Source organism: Coleofasciculus sp. D1-CHI-01, assembly GCF_040218875.1.
Classification (GTDB): Bacteria; Cyanobacteriota; Cyanobacteriia; order Cyanobacteriales; family Coleofasciculaceae; genus Coleofasciculus.
The window spans coordinates 1-22,505 of the sequence record NZ_JAVJQP010000190.1 but is presented as its reverse complement, the minus strand read 5'-3'; the positions used below and the strand labels follow the sequence as shown (position 1 = coordinate 22,505).

Annotated in this window: 17 protein-coding genes, 1 tRNA gene and 1 pseudogene; 7 read left to right on the top strand and 12 right to left on the bottom strand. The window is 45.6% G+C overall.

The features are described from left to right. Window positions 1-667 precede the first annotated feature (667 nt). A complete protein-coding gene (locus tag RIB93_RS32030) occupies window positions 668-6,049 on the top strand; it encodes a tetratricopeptide repeat protein (RefSeq protein WP_446379272.1) in 5,382 nt (1,793 codons plus the stop codon). Between the two features lie 126 nt (window positions 6,050-6,175). Here the strand turns inward: RIB93_RS32030 and RIB93_RS32025 are convergent, their stop codons facing one another. Continuing rightward, entirely contained in the window at window positions 6,176-7,231 is a 1,056-nt protein-coding gene (locus tag RIB93_RS32025; RefSeq protein WP_446379270.1) for a tetratricopeptide repeat protein, read from the bottom strand. A 409-nt stretch (window positions 7,232-7,640) separates the two neighbouring features. Here RIB93_RS32025 and RIB93_RS32020 point away from each other — a divergent pair, with 409 nt between their 5' ends. The 3 genes from RIB93_RS32020 (at window position 7,641) to RIB93_RS32010 (ending at window position 10,662) form a co-directional block, all read left to right on the top strand. After that, on the top strand, window positions 7,641-9,701 hold the full coding sequence (locus RIB93_RS32020; RefSeq protein WP_446379268.1) for an elongation factor G: 2,061 nt from the start codon (window positions 7,641-7,643) through the stop codon (window positions 9,699-9,701). A gap of 105 nt (window positions 9,702-9,806) precedes the next feature. After that, window positions 9,807-10,277 (top strand): hypothetical protein, encoded by a 471-nt coding sequence (locus RIB93_RS32015; protein WP_446379266.1) that lies wholly within the window; start codon window positions 9,807-9,809, stop codon window positions 10,275-10,277. Between the two features lie 46 nt (window positions 10,278-10,323). Next, window positions 10,324-10,662, top strand: a complete 339-nt coding sequence (locus RIB93_RS32010) for a hypothetical protein (protein ID WP_446379264.1) — start codon at window positions 10,324-10,326, stop codon at window positions 10,660-10,662. Here RIB93_RS32010 and RIB93_RS32005 read toward each other — a convergent pair. Further along, complete coding sequence (locus tag RIB93_RS32005; RefSeq protein WP_446379262.1) at window positions 10,640-11,968, bottom strand: site-specific DNA-methyltransferase; 1,329 nt, start codon at window positions 11,966-11,968, stop codon at window positions 10,640-10,642. The genes RIB93_RS32010 and RIB93_RS32005 overlap by 23 nt on opposite strands. An 11-nt stretch (window positions 11,969-11,979) precedes the next feature. Continuing rightward, window positions 11,980-12,240 carry a helix-turn-helix domain-containing protein gene (locus RIB93_RS32000; protein ID WP_446379260.1) on the bottom strand — a complete coding sequence of 87 codons (261 nt, stop codon included), beginning with the start codon at window positions 12,238-12,240 and terminating at the stop codon, window positions 11,980-11,982. A 146-nt stretch (window positions 12,241-12,386) separates the two neighbouring features. Here RIB93_RS32000 and RIB93_RS31995 point away from each other — a divergent pair, with 146 nt between their 5' ends. Beyond that, complete coding sequence (locus RIB93_RS31995) at window positions 12,387-12,566, top strand: hypothetical protein (protein ID WP_446379258.1); 180 nt, start codon at window positions 12,387-12,389, stop codon at window positions 12,564-12,566. A 178-nt stretch (window positions 12,567-12,744) separates the two neighbouring features. Here the strand turns inward: RIB93_RS31995 and ctpC are convergent, their stop codons facing one another. The 6 genes and pseudogenes from ctpC to RIB93_RS31965 all read right to left on the bottom strand — a co-directional run bounded on the left by ctpC (window position 12,745) and on the right by RIB93_RS31965 (window position 18,785). Next, window positions 12,745-14,037 (bottom strand): carboxyl-terminal processing protease CtpC, encoded by a 1,293-nt coding sequence (ctpC, locus tag RIB93_RS31990; RefSeq protein WP_446379256.1) that lies wholly within the window; start codon window positions 14,035-14,037, stop codon window positions 12,745-12,747. 295 nt (window positions 14,038-14,332) lie between these two features. Beyond that, window positions 14,333-15,112 (bottom strand): ABC transporter permease, encoded by a 780-nt coding sequence (locus tag RIB93_RS31985; protein ID WP_446379254.1) that lies wholly within the window; start codon window positions 15,110-15,112, stop codon window positions 14,333-14,335. 185 nt (window positions 15,113-15,297) lie between these two features. Beyond that, window positions 15,298-16,242, bottom strand: coding sequence for an ABC transporter ATP-binding protein (locus RIB93_RS31980; RefSeq protein WP_446379252.1), 945 nt, complete (start codon window positions 16,240-16,242; stop codon window positions 15,298-15,300). A gap of 266 nt (window positions 16,243-16,508) precedes the next feature. Continuing rightward, window positions 16,509-16,676: pseudogene (locus RIB93_RS31975) on the bottom strand (restriction endonuclease); the annotation flags it as partial. 127 nt (window positions 16,677-16,803) lie between these two features. Continuing rightward, entirely contained in the window at window positions 16,804-18,285 is a 1,482-nt protein-coding gene (locus tag RIB93_RS31970) for a vWA domain-containing protein (RefSeq protein WP_446379250.1), read from the bottom strand. 426 nt (window positions 18,286-18,711) lie between these two features. Continuing rightward, window positions 18,712-18,785 (bottom strand) — tRNA-Ser (locus tag RIB93_RS31965). 209 nt (window positions 18,786-18,994) lie between these two features. Here RIB93_RS31965 and RIB93_RS31960 point away from each other — a divergent pair. Then, window positions 18,995-19,183 (top strand): hypothetical protein, encoded by a 189-nt coding sequence (locus tag RIB93_RS31960; protein WP_446379248.1) that lies wholly within the window; start codon window positions 18,995-18,997, stop codon window positions 19,181-19,183. Between the two features lie 222 nt (window positions 19,184-19,405). Here RIB93_RS31960 and RIB93_RS31955 read toward each other — a convergent pair whose 3' ends face one another. The 3 genes from RIB93_RS31955 to RIB93_RS31945 form a co-directional block, all read right to left on the bottom strand. Beyond that, window positions 19,406-19,606 (bottom strand): hypothetical protein, encoded by a 201-nt coding sequence (locus RIB93_RS31955; protein ID WP_446379246.1) that lies wholly within the window; start codon window positions 19,604-19,606, stop codon window positions 19,406-19,408. Window positions 19,607-20,354: 748 nt separating this feature from the next. Further along, window positions 20,355-20,924, bottom strand: coding sequence for a hypothetical protein (locus RIB93_RS31950; protein ID WP_446379244.1), 570 nt, complete (start codon window positions 20,922-20,924; stop codon window positions 20,355-20,357). 2 nt (window positions 20,925-20,926) lie between these two features. Continuing rightward, window positions 20,927-21,868: a GNAT family N-acetyltransferase gene (locus RIB93_RS31945; protein ID WP_446379242.1), complete on the bottom strand. Its 942-nt coding sequence runs from the start codon at window positions 21,866-21,868 to the stop codon at window positions 20,927-20,929. 21 nt (window positions 21,869-21,889) lie between these two features. Between RIB93_RS31945 and RIB93_RS31940 the strand changes: the two genes are divergently transcribed. After that, window positions 21,890-22,351, top strand: a complete 462-nt coding sequence (locus RIB93_RS31940) for a hypothetical protein (RefSeq protein WP_446379240.1) — start codon at window positions 21,890-21,892, stop codon at window positions 22,349-22,351. The last annotated feature ends 154 nt before the right edge of the window (window positions 22,352-22,505 follow it).

Here is a 22,505-nt window from a genome sequence, read left to right as displayed (position 1 = left end):
TTACTATAATTTACTAAAACTACAGGCGGCAAGCTTATTCTGGAACTTGTTTAGAAAAAAATAAATGAATTGGATCTCATCTTCTTGCCTGACAACAGAAAAACCGATTGAATTGGGGTAATCTGTCAGATTGGTGGGATTGAACCGCCTAGGGAAAAACGCAGAATCCACCCTTTCTCTAACTCCTCCAACTCAGCCCCTGTCTAGGACAGCCCATTTAAGCCTAGACTGCTTGTTACGGGTGAGAACAGTACAAGCTACTCAAGCTGAACCAATTTTTTTCAAAACTATGGATAATTAGTGTGACAGTTTTTTCCGAAACAAAACCATAAATGGCTTTCTACAGCGCTTTTCAAGTCAGTGAGGTACACAGACAGATCTCCGACTTCTTCAAGAAGTCGGAGATCTTGCTTAGAGACTGTACCTCATCAACCTGAAATCTGCTGTATCTGTTTCTCTTAAGTAGCTGGAGACAAACTTTGTACCACACCTCAAATGAAAATGCTATACTACCTAGCCATAATTGTTTTACCACTTAGGTAAAACACCCATCTGGCAAATATCCGGTATTAATACCTAGCTAAAGAGATACTGCATATCCTTACTCTCGATCAGAGATAGATAAGCTAAAAGTCATTTATACTTTCCCTCGATGGAAGACGAAACGATGCGTATACATCTCACCCGCCTCAGCTTTGCCACACTACTGCTTTGGGAAATCGGTGTCTCTTTACCACTAACCCTTAGTCTCTCACCTGTAGTCGCCCAGGCACAAACGATCCCCGATGAAACTCAAGCCGATCGCTTATTCCAAACCGGCACTGAGCAATTTCGCCAAGGTCAGTTAAAACAAGCCTTACAAACCTATCAGCAAGCCCTCACCATTCATCGAGAACAGGGTAATTCCCTTCAGGAAGCCAAAACCCTTAACCAGCTTGGAGAAGTTTACAACGGATTGAGTCAATATACTCAAGCACAGGAGGTTTTGCAGCAAGCCTTAGCCATTTTTCGTCAACAGAAGCATCGCCTTGGGGAAGGGTTAGCTCTGAATCATCTGGGAGAAAGTTACCGCAATTTGGGACAATTGCAAACTGCCCTCAAGCATCATGAACAAGCCTTGGCAATCCTGCGAGAGTTGGGTAATCATACCCAAGAAGCTGCAACTCTCCATAACATCGCCTCAGTTTACGAAATTCAAGGACAGTACGAAAACGCCATCCAGTTCTACGAGCAAGCCTTAGTTATTCAGCGCCAGGAGAAGGATCGGTTGGGGGAAGGAAGAAGCCTGATTGGACTAGGGAATACTTACATCCACTGGAAACGGTATCAAAATTCTTTGCAGAATGCAGACAAAGACTTAAAGCTCTATCAAGATGCTCTCCAGGCTTACGAACAAGCCTTAGTTATTATGCGTGAACTAGGTGATTCGCCTCAGGGTGACAGCTACGCTGCACGGCTTGGTGAAGGCTGGAGTCTCAATGGGTTGGGTATGGCTTACGCCTCCCTAAACACAACAGATGCCGAAGATGTTTTGAAGTTCTATGAGCAAGCCTTAGTCATTATGCGTGAGGTCGGAAATCGGGCTGGGGAAGCTACGGTTTTGTTTAATATTGGCAGAGCTCAGCGCTTTAAGGGTCAATTTGACCGCTTCGGAGAAAGCCAATTTGACCCCCTATTTGACCCTATCCGAGAATATCGACAGATTTCGTTGGACTTCTATGAGCAAGCTCTAGCGATTGCACGGGAGATTGGTTATCGTCCTTTAGAAGCAGAAATCCTTAAAAAGCTTGGGGATCGGGAGGAAAATTCGGAAACGGAACTGGAATTTTACCAGCAGGCTTTAACCGTTGTGCAGGAGGTGGGAAATCGTCCTTTAACGGACATCATCCTGCGGAATATTGCCCGAAGCTACAATGCGCTGGGATACCTTCAAACCGCTCAGGAGTATCGCGAACAAGCGTTGGCAATCAGACGGGAGCTGGGTATTAAGGAAGAGCCAAGTCTTTGGCAAGGAGCTACCCTGGTTACTTATAGAAAAGTAAACGATAAATTTACATTGGTGACGAGGCTGGAAGGAGAAGCCGTAATCCACTATGAACAGGGAGATGCTCACGCCAATCGCCAACGATACCAAGCGGCTTTGGAGTCTTACCAGCAAGCTTTGACAATTGTGCGCCAACAAGGAAACCGTTCTTGGGAATGGGTAATTCTCAACCAGATAGGGAAAACTTACCAAGGATTGGAACAAATCCAACCTGCCTTAGAAGCATATCAGCAAAGCGTAGTAATCAGGCGGGAGGTGTATAAACAGGCTCAACAAGAACCCATTCCCTATACGATTCGGGTAGCTGATCGAGTTAATATTAATGTCTCAGAAGGCATTAAACTGGAGGAGGCAATTAGCAATGGAGTGATTCCGGTAGGAGAAGGAGAGCCGATTACTACTCCTATTTCGATTACTGAAGGATTAAAAGTTACGGCTGGTATGCGAGATAGTCCAGAGTTCTATTCACAAAACGAAGAAGAAGAAACCCTAACTAATATGGGGGATATTTACCAATCTCTAGGACAGTACCAAGCGGCATTAAAGCCTTATGAAGAAGCCTTGGCAATTGTCCGGGAAGAGACAGAGGGGGATTATCACAGGCAGGGACAAATAATCTTTAAGCAGATGGGGAAAGTTTACGAAAAGTTAGGACAGCACCAAGCGGCACTAGAGTCCTATCAGCAAGCTTTAGAAATTGCCCAAGGTTACTGGGGCAATTCTGACCAAATACCTATCCTGCTCACTCAGATTGGCAAAGCTTACGAAACCTTAGAACAGTACCAAGCGGCACTAGAATCCTACCAGCAAGCTTTAAAAATTGCACAGGAACGTAGAATACAATATCGCAGTAAAGAAATAGGGTTCCGTCGGGCTGGTATCGCTTACGAAAAGCCTGATGAAGAGGTAATTCTGAATAGTATTGGGACAGTTTACGAAAAGCTAGGACAACCTCAACTTGCCCAGGACTATCGGGAACAAGCCTTGACATTCAAACGGAATATGGGCAACCCTCCTGAGGAGATAACGATTGGGAAGGCAGTTCTACTGACTGAAATTGATAAAAATGAGAACGAAGAAACCCTTGTCCAAGTACACAGGCTTGAAGGAGAAAGTGCCACCCTTGTTGCGGCTGGAAATACTGCAAATAATCAAGCGGCTTTGGAGTCTTACCAGCAAGCCTTGGCAATCGTCCGCCAACAAAGCAACCTCCCTTGGCAGGGAATAATCCTCCATCTAATCGGTTCAGTTTATGAGAAATTAGGACAAAATCAAGCAGCACTAGAGTCTTATCAACAAGCCCTAGTATTTATTCAGGAAATAGATAACCATCCTGGAGAACAGGCAACTCTCCTCATGCTGTTTGGAGGGGGTGCTGGTGATATCATCGATATTCGCTCGGAGTCTGGTAAAGTCACAACGTTTAATCGGGCAGGTGGAGTGATTTTATGGACACCGGAAACAGAAGAACTCTTAATTAAGATCGGGGATGCTTATAAATCCATAGGGCAAAACCAAGCGGCATTAAAGTCTTATGAGCAAGCCTTGGAACTTGTCCTCAAGAATGAAAAATTAAAATTATTAACGGAAGAAGAAGTTCGCAGTAAAATTGTTTCAGTTTATAATAACTCACAATACCAAGCTGCATTAGAATCATACCAGGAACTTCTTGCCAATCCACGAAACCGTGAAAATTCTTTGCTTCTTAACAAAATTGGCACCGTTTACAAAAACTTAGGGCAATACCAAGCTGCCCTCGAATCCTACGAACAAGCCTTAGCAATTATCCGCAAACAGAAGCAGCGATTGCCAAACTTTACTCCTGATAACCAAGAAGGAATAATCTTAAATAACGTTGGCGCAGTTTACGAGGAATTAGGACAGTATCAAGCCGCCCTAGAATCTTATCAACAAGCCTTAACAATTGTCCGCAGTTTGAATGGGCGGGGCACGACTCTAATTAATATTGGTTCAGTTTATGAAAAAATGGGACAGCATCAAGCTGCCTTGGCGTCTTTTCAGCAAGCGTTAGCGGTTGCTCGTGGCATAAACTCTCGTCCTGCGGAAGGGGTAATTCTAATTAACATTGGTCAAGTTTATGACCGTGTGGGACAACCGCAAGCAGCTTTGGATGCCTATCAGCAAGCCCTAGCCATTGTGCGTGAGGTAGATAATCGGGCTGGCGAAGGATGGGCGCTCAATAATATTGGAGAAGCTTACTATAATCTGGGACAGCATCAAACCGCTCTAGAGTATTACCAGCAAGCCTTGGCGATTCGGGAAGAGGTTGGCGATCGCGCTGGTAAAGGAGTAACGCTTTACAACATGGGTGCTGCATTAGAAGCACAAAATCAACTGGAATTAGCGATTATTTTTTATAAGCAATCGGTTCAATTCCGAGAAGAAATTCGGCGAGATCTTCAGGGACTGCCCCAAGACCAACAAGACTCCTATACCCAAACCATTGCTGAAGATTATCGCCATTTAGCTGACTTATTATTACAACAAAACCGTATCCTCGAAGCCCAACGAGTTCTCGATTTACTCAAAGTCCAAGAACTCGACGATTATTTTAACAACGTGCGCGGTACAGGAAATACAGCTAAAGGTGTACCCAATTTACCCCCAGAACAACAAGTTACAGACAACTACCAAGCCATTCTTGATCAAGCCATTACGCTGGGGAAAGAACTGACCCAATTGCGACAGAAAAGTAATCGTACTCCCGCAGAGGAACAGCGTATCGCTCAACTCGTGGAAATTCAAGAAACAATTCTTGCCGATTTCAACACCTTTATCGAAAGTGACGAAGTAGAAGCCCTCATTGCTCAACTCACTCCCAAGACACGTAAACCTGATTTAGTAGACGACTTAGAAGACTTTATCGGCTTACAAGATAACCTCAAAAATCTGCACCAAAATGCCGTCCTTCTCTATCCCCTAATTCTAGAGGATCGCATCGAACTTATCCTTACCACTCCTGAATCTCCCCCTATCCGTCGTACTGTCACCGTTACTAAAGAACAACTTAATCAGGAAATTTTAACGTTACATCAAGCCTTACGAAACCCTACCTATAATGCTAAAGCTCCAGCCCAAAAGCTCTACAACTGGCTGATTAAACCCTTAGAAAATGACCTTGCCGCAGCAGATGCAAAAACCCTGATCTACGCCCCCGACGGACAACTCCGCTATATTCCGCTTGCGGCTTTGCACGATGGTGAACAATGGTTAGTCCAACGCTACCGCATCAATAATATTACGGCGGCTTCTCTGACTGAACTCAACACAAAACCCCAATCCCAACTCAAGATTCTGGCGGGGGCATTTACTCAAGGACACTACAGCTTTACTATGGGTCAAGAACAGTTTGAATTTGGCGGTTTGCCCTATGCTGGAGTGGAAGTGGAAACCTTAGCCGAAACGGTTCCCAATACCACTCAACTCTTTGATAACGCCTTCAATCTTGAAGACACGAAACCGAAAATGGGTGACTATAACGTCTTGCATTTTGCCACCCATGGAGCAATTGTGGTAGGGACACCCGAAGATTCTTTTATTCTGTTTGGTGATGGGACTCCTGTTACCATTGCTGATGTCCGCAACTGGAACCTGAACAATGTAGATTTAGTCGTGCTTTCTGCCTGTGAAACTGGGCTCGGTGGTAATCTGGGTACAGGTGCAGAAATTCTCGGTCTCGGTTATCAAATGCAGAGGGCTGGTGCTAGGGCTTCTCTTGCTTCATTATGGACGGTGGATGATGGCGGCACTCAAGCGTTGATGAATGCCTTTTATGCGGCATGGCAAGGTGAGGCTATCACGAAAGCTGAAGCCCTGCGACAAGCCCAAATTGCTCTGATTACGGGTGATTATACGGCTTTGGGAGAACAACGAGGTGCTAGGGTAGCCGTGCGGGTGCGGAATGGGCTAAAACCTGAAGTCATGAATCATCTTAGTCATCCTTATTATTGGGCACCGTTTATTTTAATTGGCAATGGGTTGTGATTTAGCCTGAAGTTTCCCCCAGCCAAAAACTCTCCCACAGCCTCACCTTTCCACGATATATATCGTTGCTTTTGGGAATGGTGTTTCCAAAACGGGATGCTCCCGTTTTTTGCTACTTGGTATTGGCTAACGATTAGGATAGCGAGTTTGCTCCAACAGTTGTTCGGCAGAGGCTGCCCACTGAGCATTACCTTGAGCCTGATAAAGGTCTCTAGCATATTGTAGAACTTGCTGGGCATCACGTAATCGATTTTGGCGCAGAAAGACTAAACCTGCCCCATAATAAGCATTGGCATAATTCGAGTTGTTTTCAGCAGATTGGCGAAAGGCTTCTAGCGCTCCGTCTAAATCTCCCTGTTCAAATAAAATTGACCCTAGATTATAGTAAGCTTCAGGATATTGGGGACTAATTTTGATGGCTTGCTCAAATGCTGCTTTCGCCTGCTCAAGCTGCCCCTGTCGCAGATAAACCAGTCCCAAATGATAAGCAGGTTCTGGCGCATTGCTGCTCAACTGCATCGCGTTCTGGAACGCCGCGATCGCAACGTCATACTCTCCCAATTCAGACAGCACCAACCCATAATTATAATGGGCAACCCCCAATTCCGGATCAAGGTCGATCGCCTGTCTCAACGCCTCCCGTGCTTGGGGCAAATTATTCCCTTCCAACAACGCTGCCCCTAAATTCGCGTAAGCTAGAGCAAACTTGGGATCGATCTGAGCCGCTTGGTAAAACGCATCAGCGGCAGCTTGTAACTGTCCCGCTTGACGCAAGGCTAATCCTAGATTATAGTGCGCTGGGGCAAGCTGAGGGTTGAGTTGTGCCGCTTGACGAAATGCCGCGATCGCTTGGGCGACATTCCCTTGCTGAATTAACCTCAATCCCTGGTTTAGCTGTTCGAGTGCGGCGGGTTGGGTTGGCTTCAGAGGAGGGATAGATTGGGCAAGATAGTCAGTTGGTTCTGTCTGGAATAGCAGTACAGGGGTGCAGGGGTGTAGGGGTACAGGAGTGCATGTAGAAACCTGCCATGGCGCGTCTGGGTTCATGGGAACGTTTCCCACCCTATCCGACGCCAGAGAATGATTAGCAGCAACTGCACCGACGCTAATACTCAGCAATAGTAAGCTTAATTGATAGTACAAGGCAGACGGTTTTTTACGGGTACGTGGGTGTTTCATCATTCAACTGAACCAGATCTCATATATCTTCCCTGGCTTGCCTACTCAGCCAGCTATCATTGTTAAAAAAATATTAAGTTTATGTGGCGCTAAAATTATACCATTTTTATACAACTTTAACTGTTAAACCAGAGAATATACATAAAAATTAGAAGTCATTAATCAGGAGCAACCTTACTTAACTTAACAGTAATTTTCCTGACCCAACTGGGCTGAGATTATCAAATTGAGGACAGAACGCGCTAATTTGATAAACAGAGAGTTGCTCATCTGCTCCATATCCATAAATGCAAATGCGATAAATGCCACAGATGGGCAGATTAAGAGGTGAGCCAATCGCTTAATTTAGAGAGCAGACAAGACCTCACTCCCTTAATCGATTACTTGATTAACATTAGTCTGGGGTAAAACCATGAACCAAAACGCTGTAACAGCCATCCGTAATGTGGCAATTGTTGGTCCCTATTTGAGTGGTAAAACCAGCCTGTTAGAAAGTTTGTTGTTCGTTACCGGGGCGACATCTCGCAAAGGGAACATCAAAGATGGAAACACCGTAGGCGACGCCATAGCCGAAGCTCGCGATCGCACGATGACAGTGGAGATCAATGTCGCCGATACCGAATATCAGGGCATTCGCTTCAACTGGATTGACTGTCCGGGTTCGATTGAGTTTGCCCAAGAAACCTATAATGCGCTCATGGGTGTTGATGCGGCTGTTGTGGTCTGCGAACCCACGAGCGATCGCGTGCTGATGCTCGCCCCCTTATTCAAGTTTCTGGATGACTGGAAAATCCCTCACCTCGTCTTTGTCAACAAAATCGATCAACTTTCCTGTGACGGGGGAGCCTGCGGTCAATCCTATCGCCAGATTTTAGACGCCTTGAAAGGCATATCCTCTCGCCCCATCATTCCCCATCAGTACCCGATTGGCAAAGCAGAACAGCTAATCGGGTTTATTGATTTAGTCACCGAACAAGCGTTTCATTACCATTCGGGCGCTCCGGCTGACCCTGTACCCCTACCTGAGTCCCTCAAAGATGCCGAACATGCCGCACGGGAAGAAATGCTGGAAGCTTTAGCAGATTTTGATGACCACTTACTCGAAGAACTCCTAGAGGAAATTGAACCGCCCCAAGAGGAAATTGTCAAAGACCTAAAAATGGAATTGGGTGCAGATTTAATTGTGCCGGTATTTATCGGGGTGGCGGAACAAGATTATGGGGTACGCCACCTAATTGATGCCCTATTACGGGAAGCCCCAGCCCCACAAGCCACGGCTGAACGTCGGGGATTGACGGGGAAAGGTAGCGCAACCGTGGCACAGGTGCTGAAAACCTATTACACTCCCCAAGGAGGTAAACTTTCTTTGGCGCGAGTTTGGACGGGTCAACTCACCGATGGTGCGGTTCTGAATGGAATTCGGGCTGGAGGACTGTACCATATCTTTGGTCAGCAACAGCAGTCTACCCCAGAAGCCAAGGCAGGTGATATAGTCGCGATCGGACGATTAGAGGGGATTCAAACGGGTGACACTTTGAGTACAGACGAGAAGGGGGCAAAAGAATTACCGAAAGCCCCAGCCATGAAACCCGTCTATGGCTTAGCGATTACTGCCGAAAAGCGCAAGGATGAAGTTAAACTCAGTGGGGCGCTGACGAAGCTTTTAGAAGAAGATCCATCATTATCCTGGGAGCAACATGAGGACACTCATGAAATTATCCTCTGGGGACAAGGTGAAATACACCTAAAAGTGGCGTTAGACCGACTGCGGCGCAAATATAATTTGCCGATGGATACTCACCTTCCCCGGATTCCTTATAAAGAAACGATTCGTAAATCTACATCCTCCCACGGGCGCTATAAGCACCAAAGTGGTGGTCATGGGCAATTTGGGGATGTTTACCTAGATATTAAGCCCAGGGAACGCGGTGAAGGCTTTAGCTTCTCGGAAACGATTGTCGGTGGTGCTGTCCCGAAACAATATATTCCAGGCGTTGAGACGGGGGTGCGGGAATATTTGTCTCAAGGTCCTTTGGGATTCCCGGTTGTCGATGTGGCGGTTACGTTAACTAATGGGTCGTATCATTCTGTGGATAGTTCCGAACAGGCGTTTAAACAAGCCGCACGAGTAGCAATGACGGAAGGGATGCCCAAGTGTAATCCGGTACTATTGGAACCGATTATGGCAATTCAGGTGTCTGCGCCAACGGAGTTTACCTCGAAAGCACTGCAACTGATCTCCGGGCGTCGGGGACAAATTCTCAACTATGAACCGGTGTCGGGTTGGAACGGATGGGACTGTATTTCTGGGTATTTGCCTCAGTCCGAAATGCATGACTTTATCATAGAGTTGCGATCGCTCACCTTAGGGATTGGCTTCTTTAACTGGGAGTATGACCATCTCCAAGAAGTTCCCGGTAAACTGGCTGATAATGTCTTGGCAACCACAGGAAATGGCAATAGCAACGGGTAAACACTGAAACTAAGTTTGTAGTTGCGCTTTAGCGCCATAAGCACGCTTCGCGCCGACTACAAACTTTTCAGTCTGTGACATTGACTCTCAATAGGAGAAGTACAGGTGAATCCGTTTAGTAGCTATAAGGAGAGTGCATCCAATTGGATTACTTTCGTAGATTCGGAGTTCTATCCAGACTACTTAGATGAAGCCAAAACAATTTATGGAACTGTTCTTAAACAATTTATTAACTTAGTTAAAAGAGCCCAAAATTCTAACGACCTGCTCTTAAAAATATCAGAAGAACCGAATCCATCACGAATTCAACTTCTTCGGATATTTCGTAAGTATGTATCCCCAGACACTTCAGTTGAGATGTTGAAAAGGAAGACCCAAATCACCAAAATTATTACAGACTATGGAATACGCTTCCGTTCATTGGAGGAAGTTCGTCAAAAGTTAGCCAGTCGTCCTGATCCTGATGAAGCTCTCATGGCTATCCTTTTTGAATATAAAGGTCGAGGACAAAAAGGCTATGAACTAACAGAAGCATTTTTTTTTATGGTTCAACGAAACGTTTGGAGACGATTATGAAATAAAAGGACCTCAAAGAGCTGGACAGGACGTAAGACTAGACAAAGTGTTACATAATTTTCCACATCCAATTCCTGCCGATTTTCTTATATCTTTAGATCAAACACCTTTAGTTGTCGGATTTGCTCGTTATGATTCTGATCGGGGCGGCGCTCAGGAGGATGACCGTACAAGCGGCAATCGTGACAAAGTAACGGAAATTCGCCAATATGCCTCAACCAATAATGTACCACTTAAAATTCTTTTTTTGAATGATGGACCCGGATTAACACTTGGCTCAATGTGGGATGATTATGCCAACCTAGAAAATTATGGAGAGGGAGATGTCATGGTTTGTACTCTCAAGATGCTTGACACAAGATTTAAGCCATGGTTAGAGAGTTAAGTAGACTATACCACTTTCCAAAGCTTACAGTTGGGATCATTTCTAGATCCGGTGCTTCCTCAATATAAATCTTTAGTCCACTATGTAAGACTCTGTTCAGATCCAGCAGAGGTATTTGATTTGAATGTTTATTACCTTTCCCATTCAAAAAGTCACCCATTACTTCTGTACCTTTTGCCAATCTCCAAACAATTGTCTCCATCGCCAGAGGAGCATTGTCTATAGCAATCCATTCTCTATTGAGATCCTCGGCAACTGCTGGTGTTGTACCACTGCCTGCGAAAGCATCTAGAATCAAGTCTCCTGGGTTTGACGATGCCATAATAATACGCTTGAGAAGATCTGGGTTCTTTTCTGTTGGATAACCTGTAATCTTGATATTTTGGTTATGAGCATCTTTGAAGTCAAACCATATATCTTGTATTGGTATACCTTTGCTTTCATCTAGATAAACTTTTCGGCGCGGATTTCCATTGGGTGACCAGTAGATTTCCCCCCGTGCATCCATCTGCTCCAAAGTCTTGGGAGTGTACTGCCAATGCTTTCCAGGTGGTGGCATCATACCCCGCCAGGATTTGCCTGTCTCTCCATTCCTAACCCCAGGTGCATGAATGGGGACTTTCTTATAACGTCTTCCGGTTTCTTTTTCGATATAAGTATATTCCTTTCTTGAAGTTTCCTCTGTCCAAGTTTCAAAAGGTTGGTTCCAAACATAGTTATTTGTTTTTGTGTAGAAAAGAATATAGTCAGAAATGTTACCGTATTGTTTTTTCGTGTAATTTTTTGGATTGCATTTTTTTCGAGTAATCAAATTACGAAAGCTTTTCCTGCCAAAAATCTCATCCATGAGGACTTTTACATGGAAAGCCATATTTTCATCTAAATGCACGTAGATAGAGCCATGTTCGGCTAAAAGCTCGCGCATTAAGATTAGACGACATCGGAGAAATTCTAGATATTCTGCCCCTTCTAGCAAATCCTTGTAAGCATGATCCTGTTTTCGAGAGGCAAAATGTGAACCTGTGGCGTAGGGTGGATCTATGTATATAAGGCAAACCTTGCCAGCAAGACTTTGATCATTGAGTAGAGTGTATAGAACTCGCAAATTATCTCCATAAATGAGTCGATTTATTGGCTGACCCGGAATCTCAACTACACAGTTTAGTTTAGCTGGGGTTGTAGCCAGAATATCTGCCATCGGTGATTTGCCTTCATACTCCAGGCTTATAGAATTGTTATTGCTGTCTTTTGCTAGCTTTTTGTTCCTCTCTTTTTTGCGATTTTTACGGGGAATGCCTGTTGCCATTTCACTATTCTCTATAGTTCGTTACTCTCTTGACTATCACTTGGCTTATTTCCTAGAAATTTTTTTAAGTCTTCTGGACTAATTCGCCATATCCTCGGTCCTACCTTAGTAGCTGGAAGCCGCCCGGATGAAATCCAACGCTGAACTGTTCTTTGATGAACTCGTAGTCGTTGAGCCACTTCCGCTGTGGTGAGTAACTGCCTGTTGTCTTCCAACTCATTACCTGCCTCTGCCTTATTTGCTGATGAATCTTTGTGGTTATTTTGTCGCATAAGTCGCTTATGTCGCTATTATACACCCAAGTAAGTTAATATGGTTAGGAACTTGCGTAATTTTGGATTATGGGCGGTGGATCAGGGGGAACACCAGTTATGTTTCAGCTTGATTCGGCTCAAAGTCCATGAGGGTCATTGTCTCTATGTCTGATTCACAAAACTGGTATATTGTCAAGCAAAAAAATGGACAATGTAAAATTATTCCCAGCCCTCAAGTAGAAGGTGGGGAAGACTTAGAATGCTGGGGACCTTTTGCCTCTCAACAAGAGGCGATCGCACGTCGAATTGGACTGATTAGGGCAGGAAAATGTAAACCTGCCTAAACCACTAATTTCACGGATTAGAGAGAGATTAAGGTGGGGGTGACAGATTTTGATTGCACTGATTACACTGAGAGGTTAGTCGTCCATGGGTAGAGGATGATCAGATTGACATGACTTTCTTTTTCGCCAGATGTATCATGGCGCGTCTGGAACATGCATCGTCTACATCCCCTACTACCTATGGAGTTTTAACTGATGCCCGATCATTGGGGTCTTCGGCAATTGCCTGGTTGAGAACGTCTAGGGCTTTTACATATTGGGGATCGTCTGGCGTACCAATTTTAGTCCGATCCTTCTGTAATTCCTTGCGTTGTTCCTCAGTCAGTTCGATGACAATATCCGGTGGAATCCCTTCCTTATTAATATCACGACCACTGGGCGTCAAATACTTGGCAATAGTTACCGCCAAACCCGAACCATCTCCGAGTCCACGTACCGATTGTACCAGGCCCTTGCCAAAGGTCTGAGTTCCGACTAACGTGGCTCGTTCGTTATCCTGCAAGGCACCCGACAGAATTTCACTCGCACTAGCTGAACCGCCATCGACTAGGACAACTAACGGTTTATCGGTCAAGGCTCTATTCCTGGCGACCTCTTCATTTGAACTACCCTGACGATTCACCGTAGACACAATCTTGCCTTTATCGAGCCACATACGGGCAATCTCAATACTAGAGTAGAGTAATCCGCCCGGATTAGAGCGCAAATCTAAGATATAGCCATTAACATCCTGCGTCTCTAACTCCTTAATCGCCTCTCGCATTTCCTGTGCCGCGATCGCGCTAAACTGATTCAAGCGAATATAACCAATCTCACCCGTGGGTGTACTCCGATAACTGTAGCGTACTGGATGAATTTCAATCCGCGCCCGTGTGATTGTATAGTCGATTTCCTCCTCGTCGCGTTGAATGGTAAGGATCACATCAGTACCCGGTTTCCCGCGAATCAGTTGCACGGCGTCATTCACCTCCATGCCTTCGGTACTCTGACCGTCAATCTTGACGATTAGATCCTTGGCGAGAATACCTGCTTTAAATGCTGGTGTATCCTCAATTGGCGAAATCACCACCAACTTTTTCGTGTCCTCGTCCTGGGCGATTTGAATCCCCACACCCGTTAATTCCCCAGAGGTATCAATTTGCATGTTTTTGAACTCTTCGGGGTCCATGAATCGGGTATAGGGATCGTCCAGTGTCTCGAGCATTTCCCGAATGGCTTCGTAAGCTTCTTCCTTGTCAGAATACTCACGGTTTAAATACTCATTCCGAATGCCTCGCCAATCCACCTGGTTGAAGGTAGCATCTACATATTGGCGATCGATAATTTGCCAGACTTCATCGACTAGCTCTTTGGGGCTTTCCTGGAAGAAAGCCTGACTTTGAGATAAATGCAGACCAGCCCCTGTAACTGCAACCGTTGTTAAGACTACTGCGGTCGCCCCGACTACGAGGCTACGTTTTGTAATTACCATAATCCTTTCACAAGCTGGAGGAAAACGACTGCAAAGGAATTACGCTCACTCTAACACAGGCTATGCCAGCACGCTCCTGTTGCACATCTTTGTTATCCATCCTAACTTGCTTGCAGTCCGGATGATAAGGTTGTTGAGTTTTAAATCAGGATCGGTAAAGGGGAATGCGGCTGTATTTGCTCTGATCCAATCCCTACAGTGTATACCTATCATGCTTTTCAGGCATTTAATCGGTTACGGCTCCCCTCCCCGCCGCCAAACAAATAAATCCGAACTAGGGAAGTGTCCGGAGGTGTTACCGAAACAACTGGGGATAAATCTGTCGCCAAGCCAACCCAGAAAAAAGACCAATTCCCAAGAGTAAGCCGATTAACTGCAAAAACCAGAAATTGGGTAATCCGAGGGGCCAGCGCAAGAGGTCAACCAGAGCAGCAAGGGGCAATAGATTGGCAATAGTCCCCAGTATAGGCGGTAACGTTTCGCGGGGAAAATACGTCCCACAGAAGGTAAACATGGGGACGATGAATAAGAAAAGTGGCACGTTAATTTGGTCAATCGTTCGCATGATTCCCGCTGTAAACAGTCCCATAACGCCAAATAGCATACTGCCCAAAATAATCAGGGGCAATGATATCAGTAAATGCCAGCCTGAGTAGAGTCCCCACGCCACAGCCACTAACCCCGTTAAGCTGCCCGCGATGGTTCCTTTAGTCGTTGCCCATAGCCAGTCCCCCAAAAACACTTCCGTGAAGCTTAACGGTGCTGTGAGTAAAGCTTGCCAGGTTTTTTGGAACTTGAGGCGAATAAAACTGCCAAAAGCGCCCTCGAAAAAGGATTGGAAGAGTACGCCAATGGCAATCATACCGGGGGCAATAAATTTTAAGTAGGCAACCGTTTCACCGTGGTAGGTGACATCACCGACTAAGGGGCTAAGCCCATAGCCAAAAGCGACAAGATAAATGATTGGTTCAGAAAGCGGAGGCAAGCTATTTACTAACCAGGTTCTCTGATAAACCCTAGCATGACGATGCCAAACTGAGTAGACTCCCCAAAGGGTAACAGAAATGCCTTTCATTTTAATTTGCTATTTGATAAATTAGATTTTGAATGAATCCTTTGTGATAGCAGATTAGCTAACGGATAACTGTAGGAGCGGGTTTAACTCTAATCGTTTGTTGCCACCCAGATGCTAATAAACCCGCCCAGGCTCAATGCGATAATTCTTTGACAAATGACAAATGACGAAGGACAAATGACAAATTATTCAAGTGACGTACCTGTCAGGCGCAAAAATACATCGTCTAAATTGGTATGGCGACGGGTTAAGCTAACAGGATGCGTATCACTCAAATAGTCCCAAACAGGGTGGGGATTGTCGGCTGGTAAGCCAATTAGGTAACCATTGCCAAAAGAGCGATACCATGTTTGATACTGATGGGCGAGTTGTTGGAGAATTTCTGCGGAAATGCCCTCAATTTCTACCACCTCTGTGCCAACAGTACGCTCAATTAATTCCTCAGGAGTACCTTGGTCAATCATTTTACCCTGTTGGAGTAAAATAAGGCGATCGCACAATCGTTGCGCTTCATCCATATAGTGGGTTGTCAACAGCACTCCACAGCCTTTTTGCTTAAGCTGACTGACTAACTTCCAAAAATCTTGCCGCGCATGGGGATCAAGCCCAGTTGTTGGTTCATCCAGAAACACCACTTGCGGCTGATTAATCAACGCCCGTGCCAACACCAGACGCCGCTTCATCCCGCCAGACAGTTGATCAACCCGATATTTAGCATAGTCTTGCAACCCTACTTGTGCCAGTAACTCCCCTGCCCGTTTTCGGGCAGTTTTGCCAACAATCCGATAATGATGGGCAAAGAAAATCAAGTTATCGAAGACACTAAAATCGGGGTCAAGATTATCGTCTTGAGTTACAATTCCCATCGAAGAACGCGCCAAACGTCCTTGAGATTGGATTTGATGCTGTCCAAGTTGAACAAAACCCCGACTGGGAATCACTGCACCATAAAGCATTCCTACTGTAGTAGTTTTCCCAGCACCATTGGGACCGAGAAGACCCAAAATTTCTCCAGAATTCAGGGTAAAATTGACACCTTGAACAACATGATTTGAACCATAAGATTTCCACAAGTCATAAGCCGTGAGTACCACGGATCGGGTTTGAGGTTGAGCCGTTGTTATAGTCATAGGTAATGATGATTACACCGCCGATTGTTTACTTTGCCGCCAATAAATTACAGTTAGATTAAACAGTCCAAAGGTCAGCTTCCTTGACTTGTATTATATCGTAATACGAGTTTGCATCAAGCTATCATAGGCGGTTAAGACTTGACCTCACCCAATCAGGTTATTGGTCATTGATTCTTGATTCTTTGCTTAGCATAAAAAATATACTCATCCTCTCGATTCAGCTCACGAGCAAGCGCCTGAATATTAAGATGCTTGAGTACATCATAACTGTAGGTTTGGCTTAAATATGCCATAAATTTGTGTTCGAGGTAAGTGCCAACTGCTTTTCCATCTGTAACGCCATACAGCGATGGTTCATCGTAGATACTTTCAATTTCCGAGAATTTGGCGGCTTCATCTATAAGGATGTCGATTGTTAATTCCGGCTTCACAAACCCTTTCCTATTTGATCCATGATTCCTTGTAGGGGCGCAAGGCTTGCGCCCAGAAACCCGATCAAATATACCGCACTATTGTAGCTATGTCATGCCAGTAAGGTGGGCATTGCCCACCCTACTATTAATCATCTCTTACAGGCAAAGGAGTCTCCAGAATTTCCATCAACAACTCCAGCCGCGAAGGGCGAGACAAAAGTGGAATCAGGTTTGGCAGTGAGTAGTAGTCACCTGCAAAGGTAAACGTATCCACTTGTACTTGCCGTTCCCGCAACTTTTGTTCAATCCAGTCGTAGTAACTACCCACCTTGACGATGATCACATTTGGTTGCACATTCAACTCCTGACAATAGGCATCAAAAGCGTTACCAAAATAGGGCGCAGTGTTTTCCCCTTGATCCGTTACCAAGATAATTTGCTCCACCAACTGCTTACGCCGACGCATCGCCTCAACGCTACAGCCGATACTGGTTCCACCCCCAGCCCGGATGTGTTCAAACGCACGCTCCCAGTGGCTGTAGAGATGCTCCTGCGGCAGATTATTCGCCAAGATATCGCCCAATCGGGTATCGCGACTCAGGTTGGCTTGGACGGGGTAGGGCATTGTGTCAAAGGCATAGACAAACAACTCCGCTTCCGTAATCCCGGAAATCAAAGCCGCCAGACGCTTACCCACATCCAAGGCTTGATGCATAGAGCCAGACTTATCCACCAACAGCGCCGTGGGTTTGGCGATTTTGCCGCGCTTCTTCACCTGCTCATCCATGACGCGCTCTAACTGAGCGGTAGTGGCGAGATCTAACCCCGCCGCTTCAGCCGCAACTCGTCCCTTGAGGGCGGATACACGGCTATCCGATTGAGCCGCAGTCAGCTTTTCATCAATCAACGCCTTCACCTGGGGGTGTTCCATGGCTCCCCGCACCTTGAGAGACTTAAGGTTATTAATTACCTCTTGGGGTGTCATGGAATTAATCAGGGCGACTAATACCGTGGGTGTAATTTGCTTGACTGCACCAATGGCAATCGTGTAAGGAATCTTATGCGCCACAATCTGCCGCGCTTGTTCCGTGGGAGTTGCTGCTTTTGCTAACTGCTTCAGCGCAAACGCCAGACTATCCTCCGGAGGCGCATCCTTAAACAAGATGGCATTCGCCCGCTCACTCGGCTTAATGTGCAAGGTAGCGTAGAGGTGCTTCATGGACTTGCGTCCCCGCAACGCCGCACGGTCAAAGAATTGGGGCTGTTTTTCCCGCTTTTGCAAATAGCGCCGTACTGCGGTTCGGGCGCAACGAGGAACCTTCTGTTGATGCTGCTTCATGAAGTCTACAATTCGCGCCACTTGGTAAGGTGGAAAAGTTTGTAGCAACATGAATCCGGCTTCTCGGTGTTCCGTTAACTGACTGGTCAACAGATTCCCGACAAACACTTCTTTGTGGTCACGAACATCCCCTTCTTTCTGATACCATATACCAAGATGTCCATAGAAAATGGGGTCAAGTTCCACCATCATTTTGTGCAAGTCTGCAACCTTATTTAATTCTCGGTGAGGGGTGGTTAACAGACTGTTGAGCATTTCCAAACGCAAGTCGCGTTCTGCGGTATTCATGACAACCTCCTTTAATGAAAAGAATGGAGGCAAATGTCGCACGCTTTGACTAAAAATAGTGCCGCACAAGTTCAGAAAGCTGTTGGGTTTACCGTGGCAGGGTAAGGATGTATGCTTTCTTTGTTAGGGCGCGGCGACAACTGCCATTTTTTGTGAGTAAAAATTGGGTTGAGTAAAGGGCGACCCGATCATCTGTAGGGGCGGGTTTTACCGATAACATACAAGCAAAAACTGGTAACTTTTGTAAACCCGCCCTGTTTCCAGAGTTTTTAGTGAGTGCAAGCGGGTCACCCCTACATCCGAACCAAAGGTGACATCCTCAAATGAGGGTTAATGATTTAACCTGTGCCAAAATTTAAAACGTTTTAACTGACATCGACGTTTCCCCCGTAATGTTCAAGCTAACGCGCAAGTCAAAAAAGCTGTTGGTTCATACACGGGAATCGAACCCGCGACACATCGATTTCAAGTCGATTGCTCTACCAGTGAGCTAGTATGTAAGCTTTTTCGGTTGGGGCGCGAAGTGAATTTCAACAGTTGGAAATAAGAGGTATCCCGCGCAAGTTAGCAAAGCCTTATGACTTGGCGCTCTATCCATTTGAGCTATAGCTGCATTGAGTGCAGCTAGTAGGACTCGAACCTACAACCTCCCGCTTCGTAGGCGGAACAGTATGTAAGCTTCACAAGTAAGGGCGCGGGATATTGAATTTTGAATTTTAGATTTTGGATTGAAGGGAATTCGGTAAATTTACCGTTATCTGTACTGATCCAAAATCTGAGTGGATTGGTGCGATCGCGCAAGTCAAAGCAGCTTGTTTTTTTACACCTCTCCAAGAGGCGGAGAGGGCAGGAATCGAACCTACAATCTGAGTTGAAGTCAGATGTTACCAGTTTGTAAGCTTCTTCAGTTGGGGCGCGATCGCACCCGTAAATATCGCTATGTATTGAGTGGGAATTCGCACAAGTTTAAAAAGCGGTTTGTGTTTCTGAGCTACTCCCCCAAACAGCGGGGGAGAAAGGATTTGAACCTTTGACAGTTCGATTTTCAATCGAATGCTCTATCCGTTTGTATGCTTTTCTAGTCAGGGCGCGAATTCCACTTATTTCTGATGCAAATGCTTTAACCGTAAACGGCTTCAGGACGGATAATTAGGTCGCCGCTGGGACGCCGATCCACAACATAAGCGGTTAAGCGATCGCGTCCGACCTCAAAATACTGAGCAATGCGTTCCTTGACAACCGAATCCTTCATCCCAACTTGAATACCAAGCTGATTTTCTGGAATATCATAGGAACGACCTTCAAAGCGAATGTGAACCATGCTGGCACCTCCTAAAACTTGATTCGATTGGTGTTAATCAATCTATCTCTGGAGAGAACATCCTCATTTTTCTAAAACGACCAGCATTGAGTTGGGTTCACAAACACTGATAGTTCTTAGAGTAAAAAGCGCCGCTCTAAAGAATAGACCGTTTGGCTATAACGGATTTGAGCAGTCATTTGATTTAGACTGTTATCATTTGACTCTAAACGTTCTTTCTCCGTTATAGATGGGGTTGAATTTCGCTGATTCGGCTTAGTATCCCACTCGATAGGCGTGAGAACATGACGAACCAGAGGGGTATACAGGAATAACATAATGAACCGATTCCGATTACAAAAATCCTGATTGACCTTCGTGAAAATTCCCGACGTTTTATTCAATTTTCAAGGTTAAAACTGGACATTTGAGGTTGAGAGTTTTGCCTCTCATCTCTCTGTCATATATTTATACTACATAAATGCTACAGACTTGTCAACAGACTGGGCAAAATTTTTTTTCGGGGAGTTCCATTTGTGGAGGTGCAGGGGGGCGGAGGAAGCCTGTAGAGACGTTCCGGTGGAACCTCTGGAACATATTGGTCGGGCAGTGAGTGGAACATCTGGAACACATTGATCGGGGCGGGTTTAGTTACTTATGGGTAAAGCTAGAAACGATAATAGTAAAACCCGCCCCTACACACGTACTACGCCTGACTAGCGAAGCGAAGAGTCTGTCCCAATCAACAGACAATCCTTACCCTTAACTTTCAGCCGACTGCTGACGACTCTTTAACCAAGCTAATATGAGTCTTTACAGTACTAAAGCCAACAGATTCATAAAGCCGCAGCGCCCCCGACAAGTTTTTCGCATCAACGCCCAGCGCCATGGTGAAGAAATAGCGATCGCGCTTAAAACCACAACGTTCTAAAATAGTAATCCGGTCAGTTTGATCAGCGCGAGAACCACAACGCACGTTTACTGATAAACCGCGTTCTTGACTCACCTGGCGCAAGCGTTCCTCCGCCCAAGCGATAATCTGTTCCTGCAAATCACCGCTTCGTGCTGTCGGATGAACCCGAAACCCCAAAAATCCATCAATCACTGTATCAGTCGGAACAATCCACAGCCGACTAAAGCCGATAAGCTGATCATCGGCATCTTGCCAAAGAAAGAGATCTCGTTCTTTATCGATAAAGGGGTCATCAAAAGATTGCTTGAGTTCCGTGACAGATGTACCTTCCTCAAGCTGATCAACGGATTCACAGGTATTAATCAAATTCGCGATCGCGTCTAAGTCCGTTTCCCCACGGTAGGGACGCCGGGTAATAATACTCATCCTTAAACATCCTTGATATAAGCGATTTGTGTGTGTGTTGTCTGGAAACCCACCGATTCGTATAACCGCCGCGCCCCAGAAGGGTTTTCTGCATCGACATACAGCATAGCGGTTTCCATACCTTCTACTTTTAACTTTTGCATCACTGCTTGTAACATGCTTCGTGCTACACCCTGCTTGCGGTAACCGCGCCGAGTACCAACCGGATTAATCCAGCCCTGATTTCCGTCTTTAGGGATATAGCAATCGCAAAACCCCGCCAAAGTCCCATCAGGCGCGATCGCAACCCCAGACAAGTCGGGTCGAAATTCGGGATTTTTCAGCTTATGGTTAAAGGCTGCAACGGTTTCTGGGTGATAATTCCAGTGATCAATAAATGTATCGTTGAACAATTCCACCCACGTTTGAGCATCCTGTTCTCCTTGAATCGGGCGCAAGGTAAAACCATCGGGTAACTGGGGTTCTGGAATCGGTTCAGACAGTGAACGCACCATTGTGAGAAAGTAGCGCTCAATCCGGAAACCACAGTTTTCCAGAAGAGTCATGCGTTTAGCTTGTTCAGCGCCAGCACCAGCCAGCAGTTTTACCGCCAGATGACGTTCTTGACAAACTTCCTGCATTTGTGCTTCTGCCCAAGCGATAATGTTCCTGTATAGAGAATCAACCCGTTGCGTGGGATGGACACGAAACCAGAGAAAACCATCAACCGTTTCCCCAACTGGGGGAATCATTAACCCCGCCAATGCGATTAATTGATCCGCCGCATCTTCCCACAAGCGAATATCCCGTTGCTGATCCACTGAGGGTGCATCAAATTGCATTAATATATCAGATACTGAGGGGTACTCGTTAGGCAAATCAACGGCTTCACAGGTTTTCAGGAAGCGTGCGATCGCGTCTAAGTCGGCTTCACCCCTATGGGGGCGCATGGTTAGAATTGTCATAGAATTAAGCAAATAGGTCAGTTGCTGCAATTTGAGCAACTCGATAGGAAATTTACTACATTTATACTACAAGTTGGAGCAGAAATAGCACTTCATCCTGTCGATTCACCCAACCGGGTGAACTCGTCGCCCAATTTGAAGCATCAAGCGTTAACTAAACTTCCGGAAAAGGGTTTGTTTCGAGCTGTAGCCACAGCAGCAAGAGAACCGATTAGTCATACAATTGTGCGGGGATTGCTGCGAGGATCAGAGACGTTTTGGAGTTCTCCTGCTCAGCGGAAGGCGCAAGCGTTTGAGATGACTGGGAATGACCAGCAATGTTGGGTACAGGGGGAAGCAGAACGGATTGGTCACATTACGGATTTTAATGCCAAGCTGTCCGACCTGTGCGATCGCGTCCTTTGGTCGGGAAATGTGTCGAGCGAACATTGCGAAGTTTTACCCAACAGTTACAGCGCAAAGCGCTGTAATAAAGTAAAGTAGATAAAAGTTGTCTTTTTTTTTGAGTTTTCTTTTTTATTGAAATTAGTTGCCTTGAATCTATCAATCGTTAAATTAGCAACATTTTTTGCCAATGTTTTCCTAACCACGCCTGCCCTTGACTAATTGACAAAAAACCACAAGTTCGATAAAGATT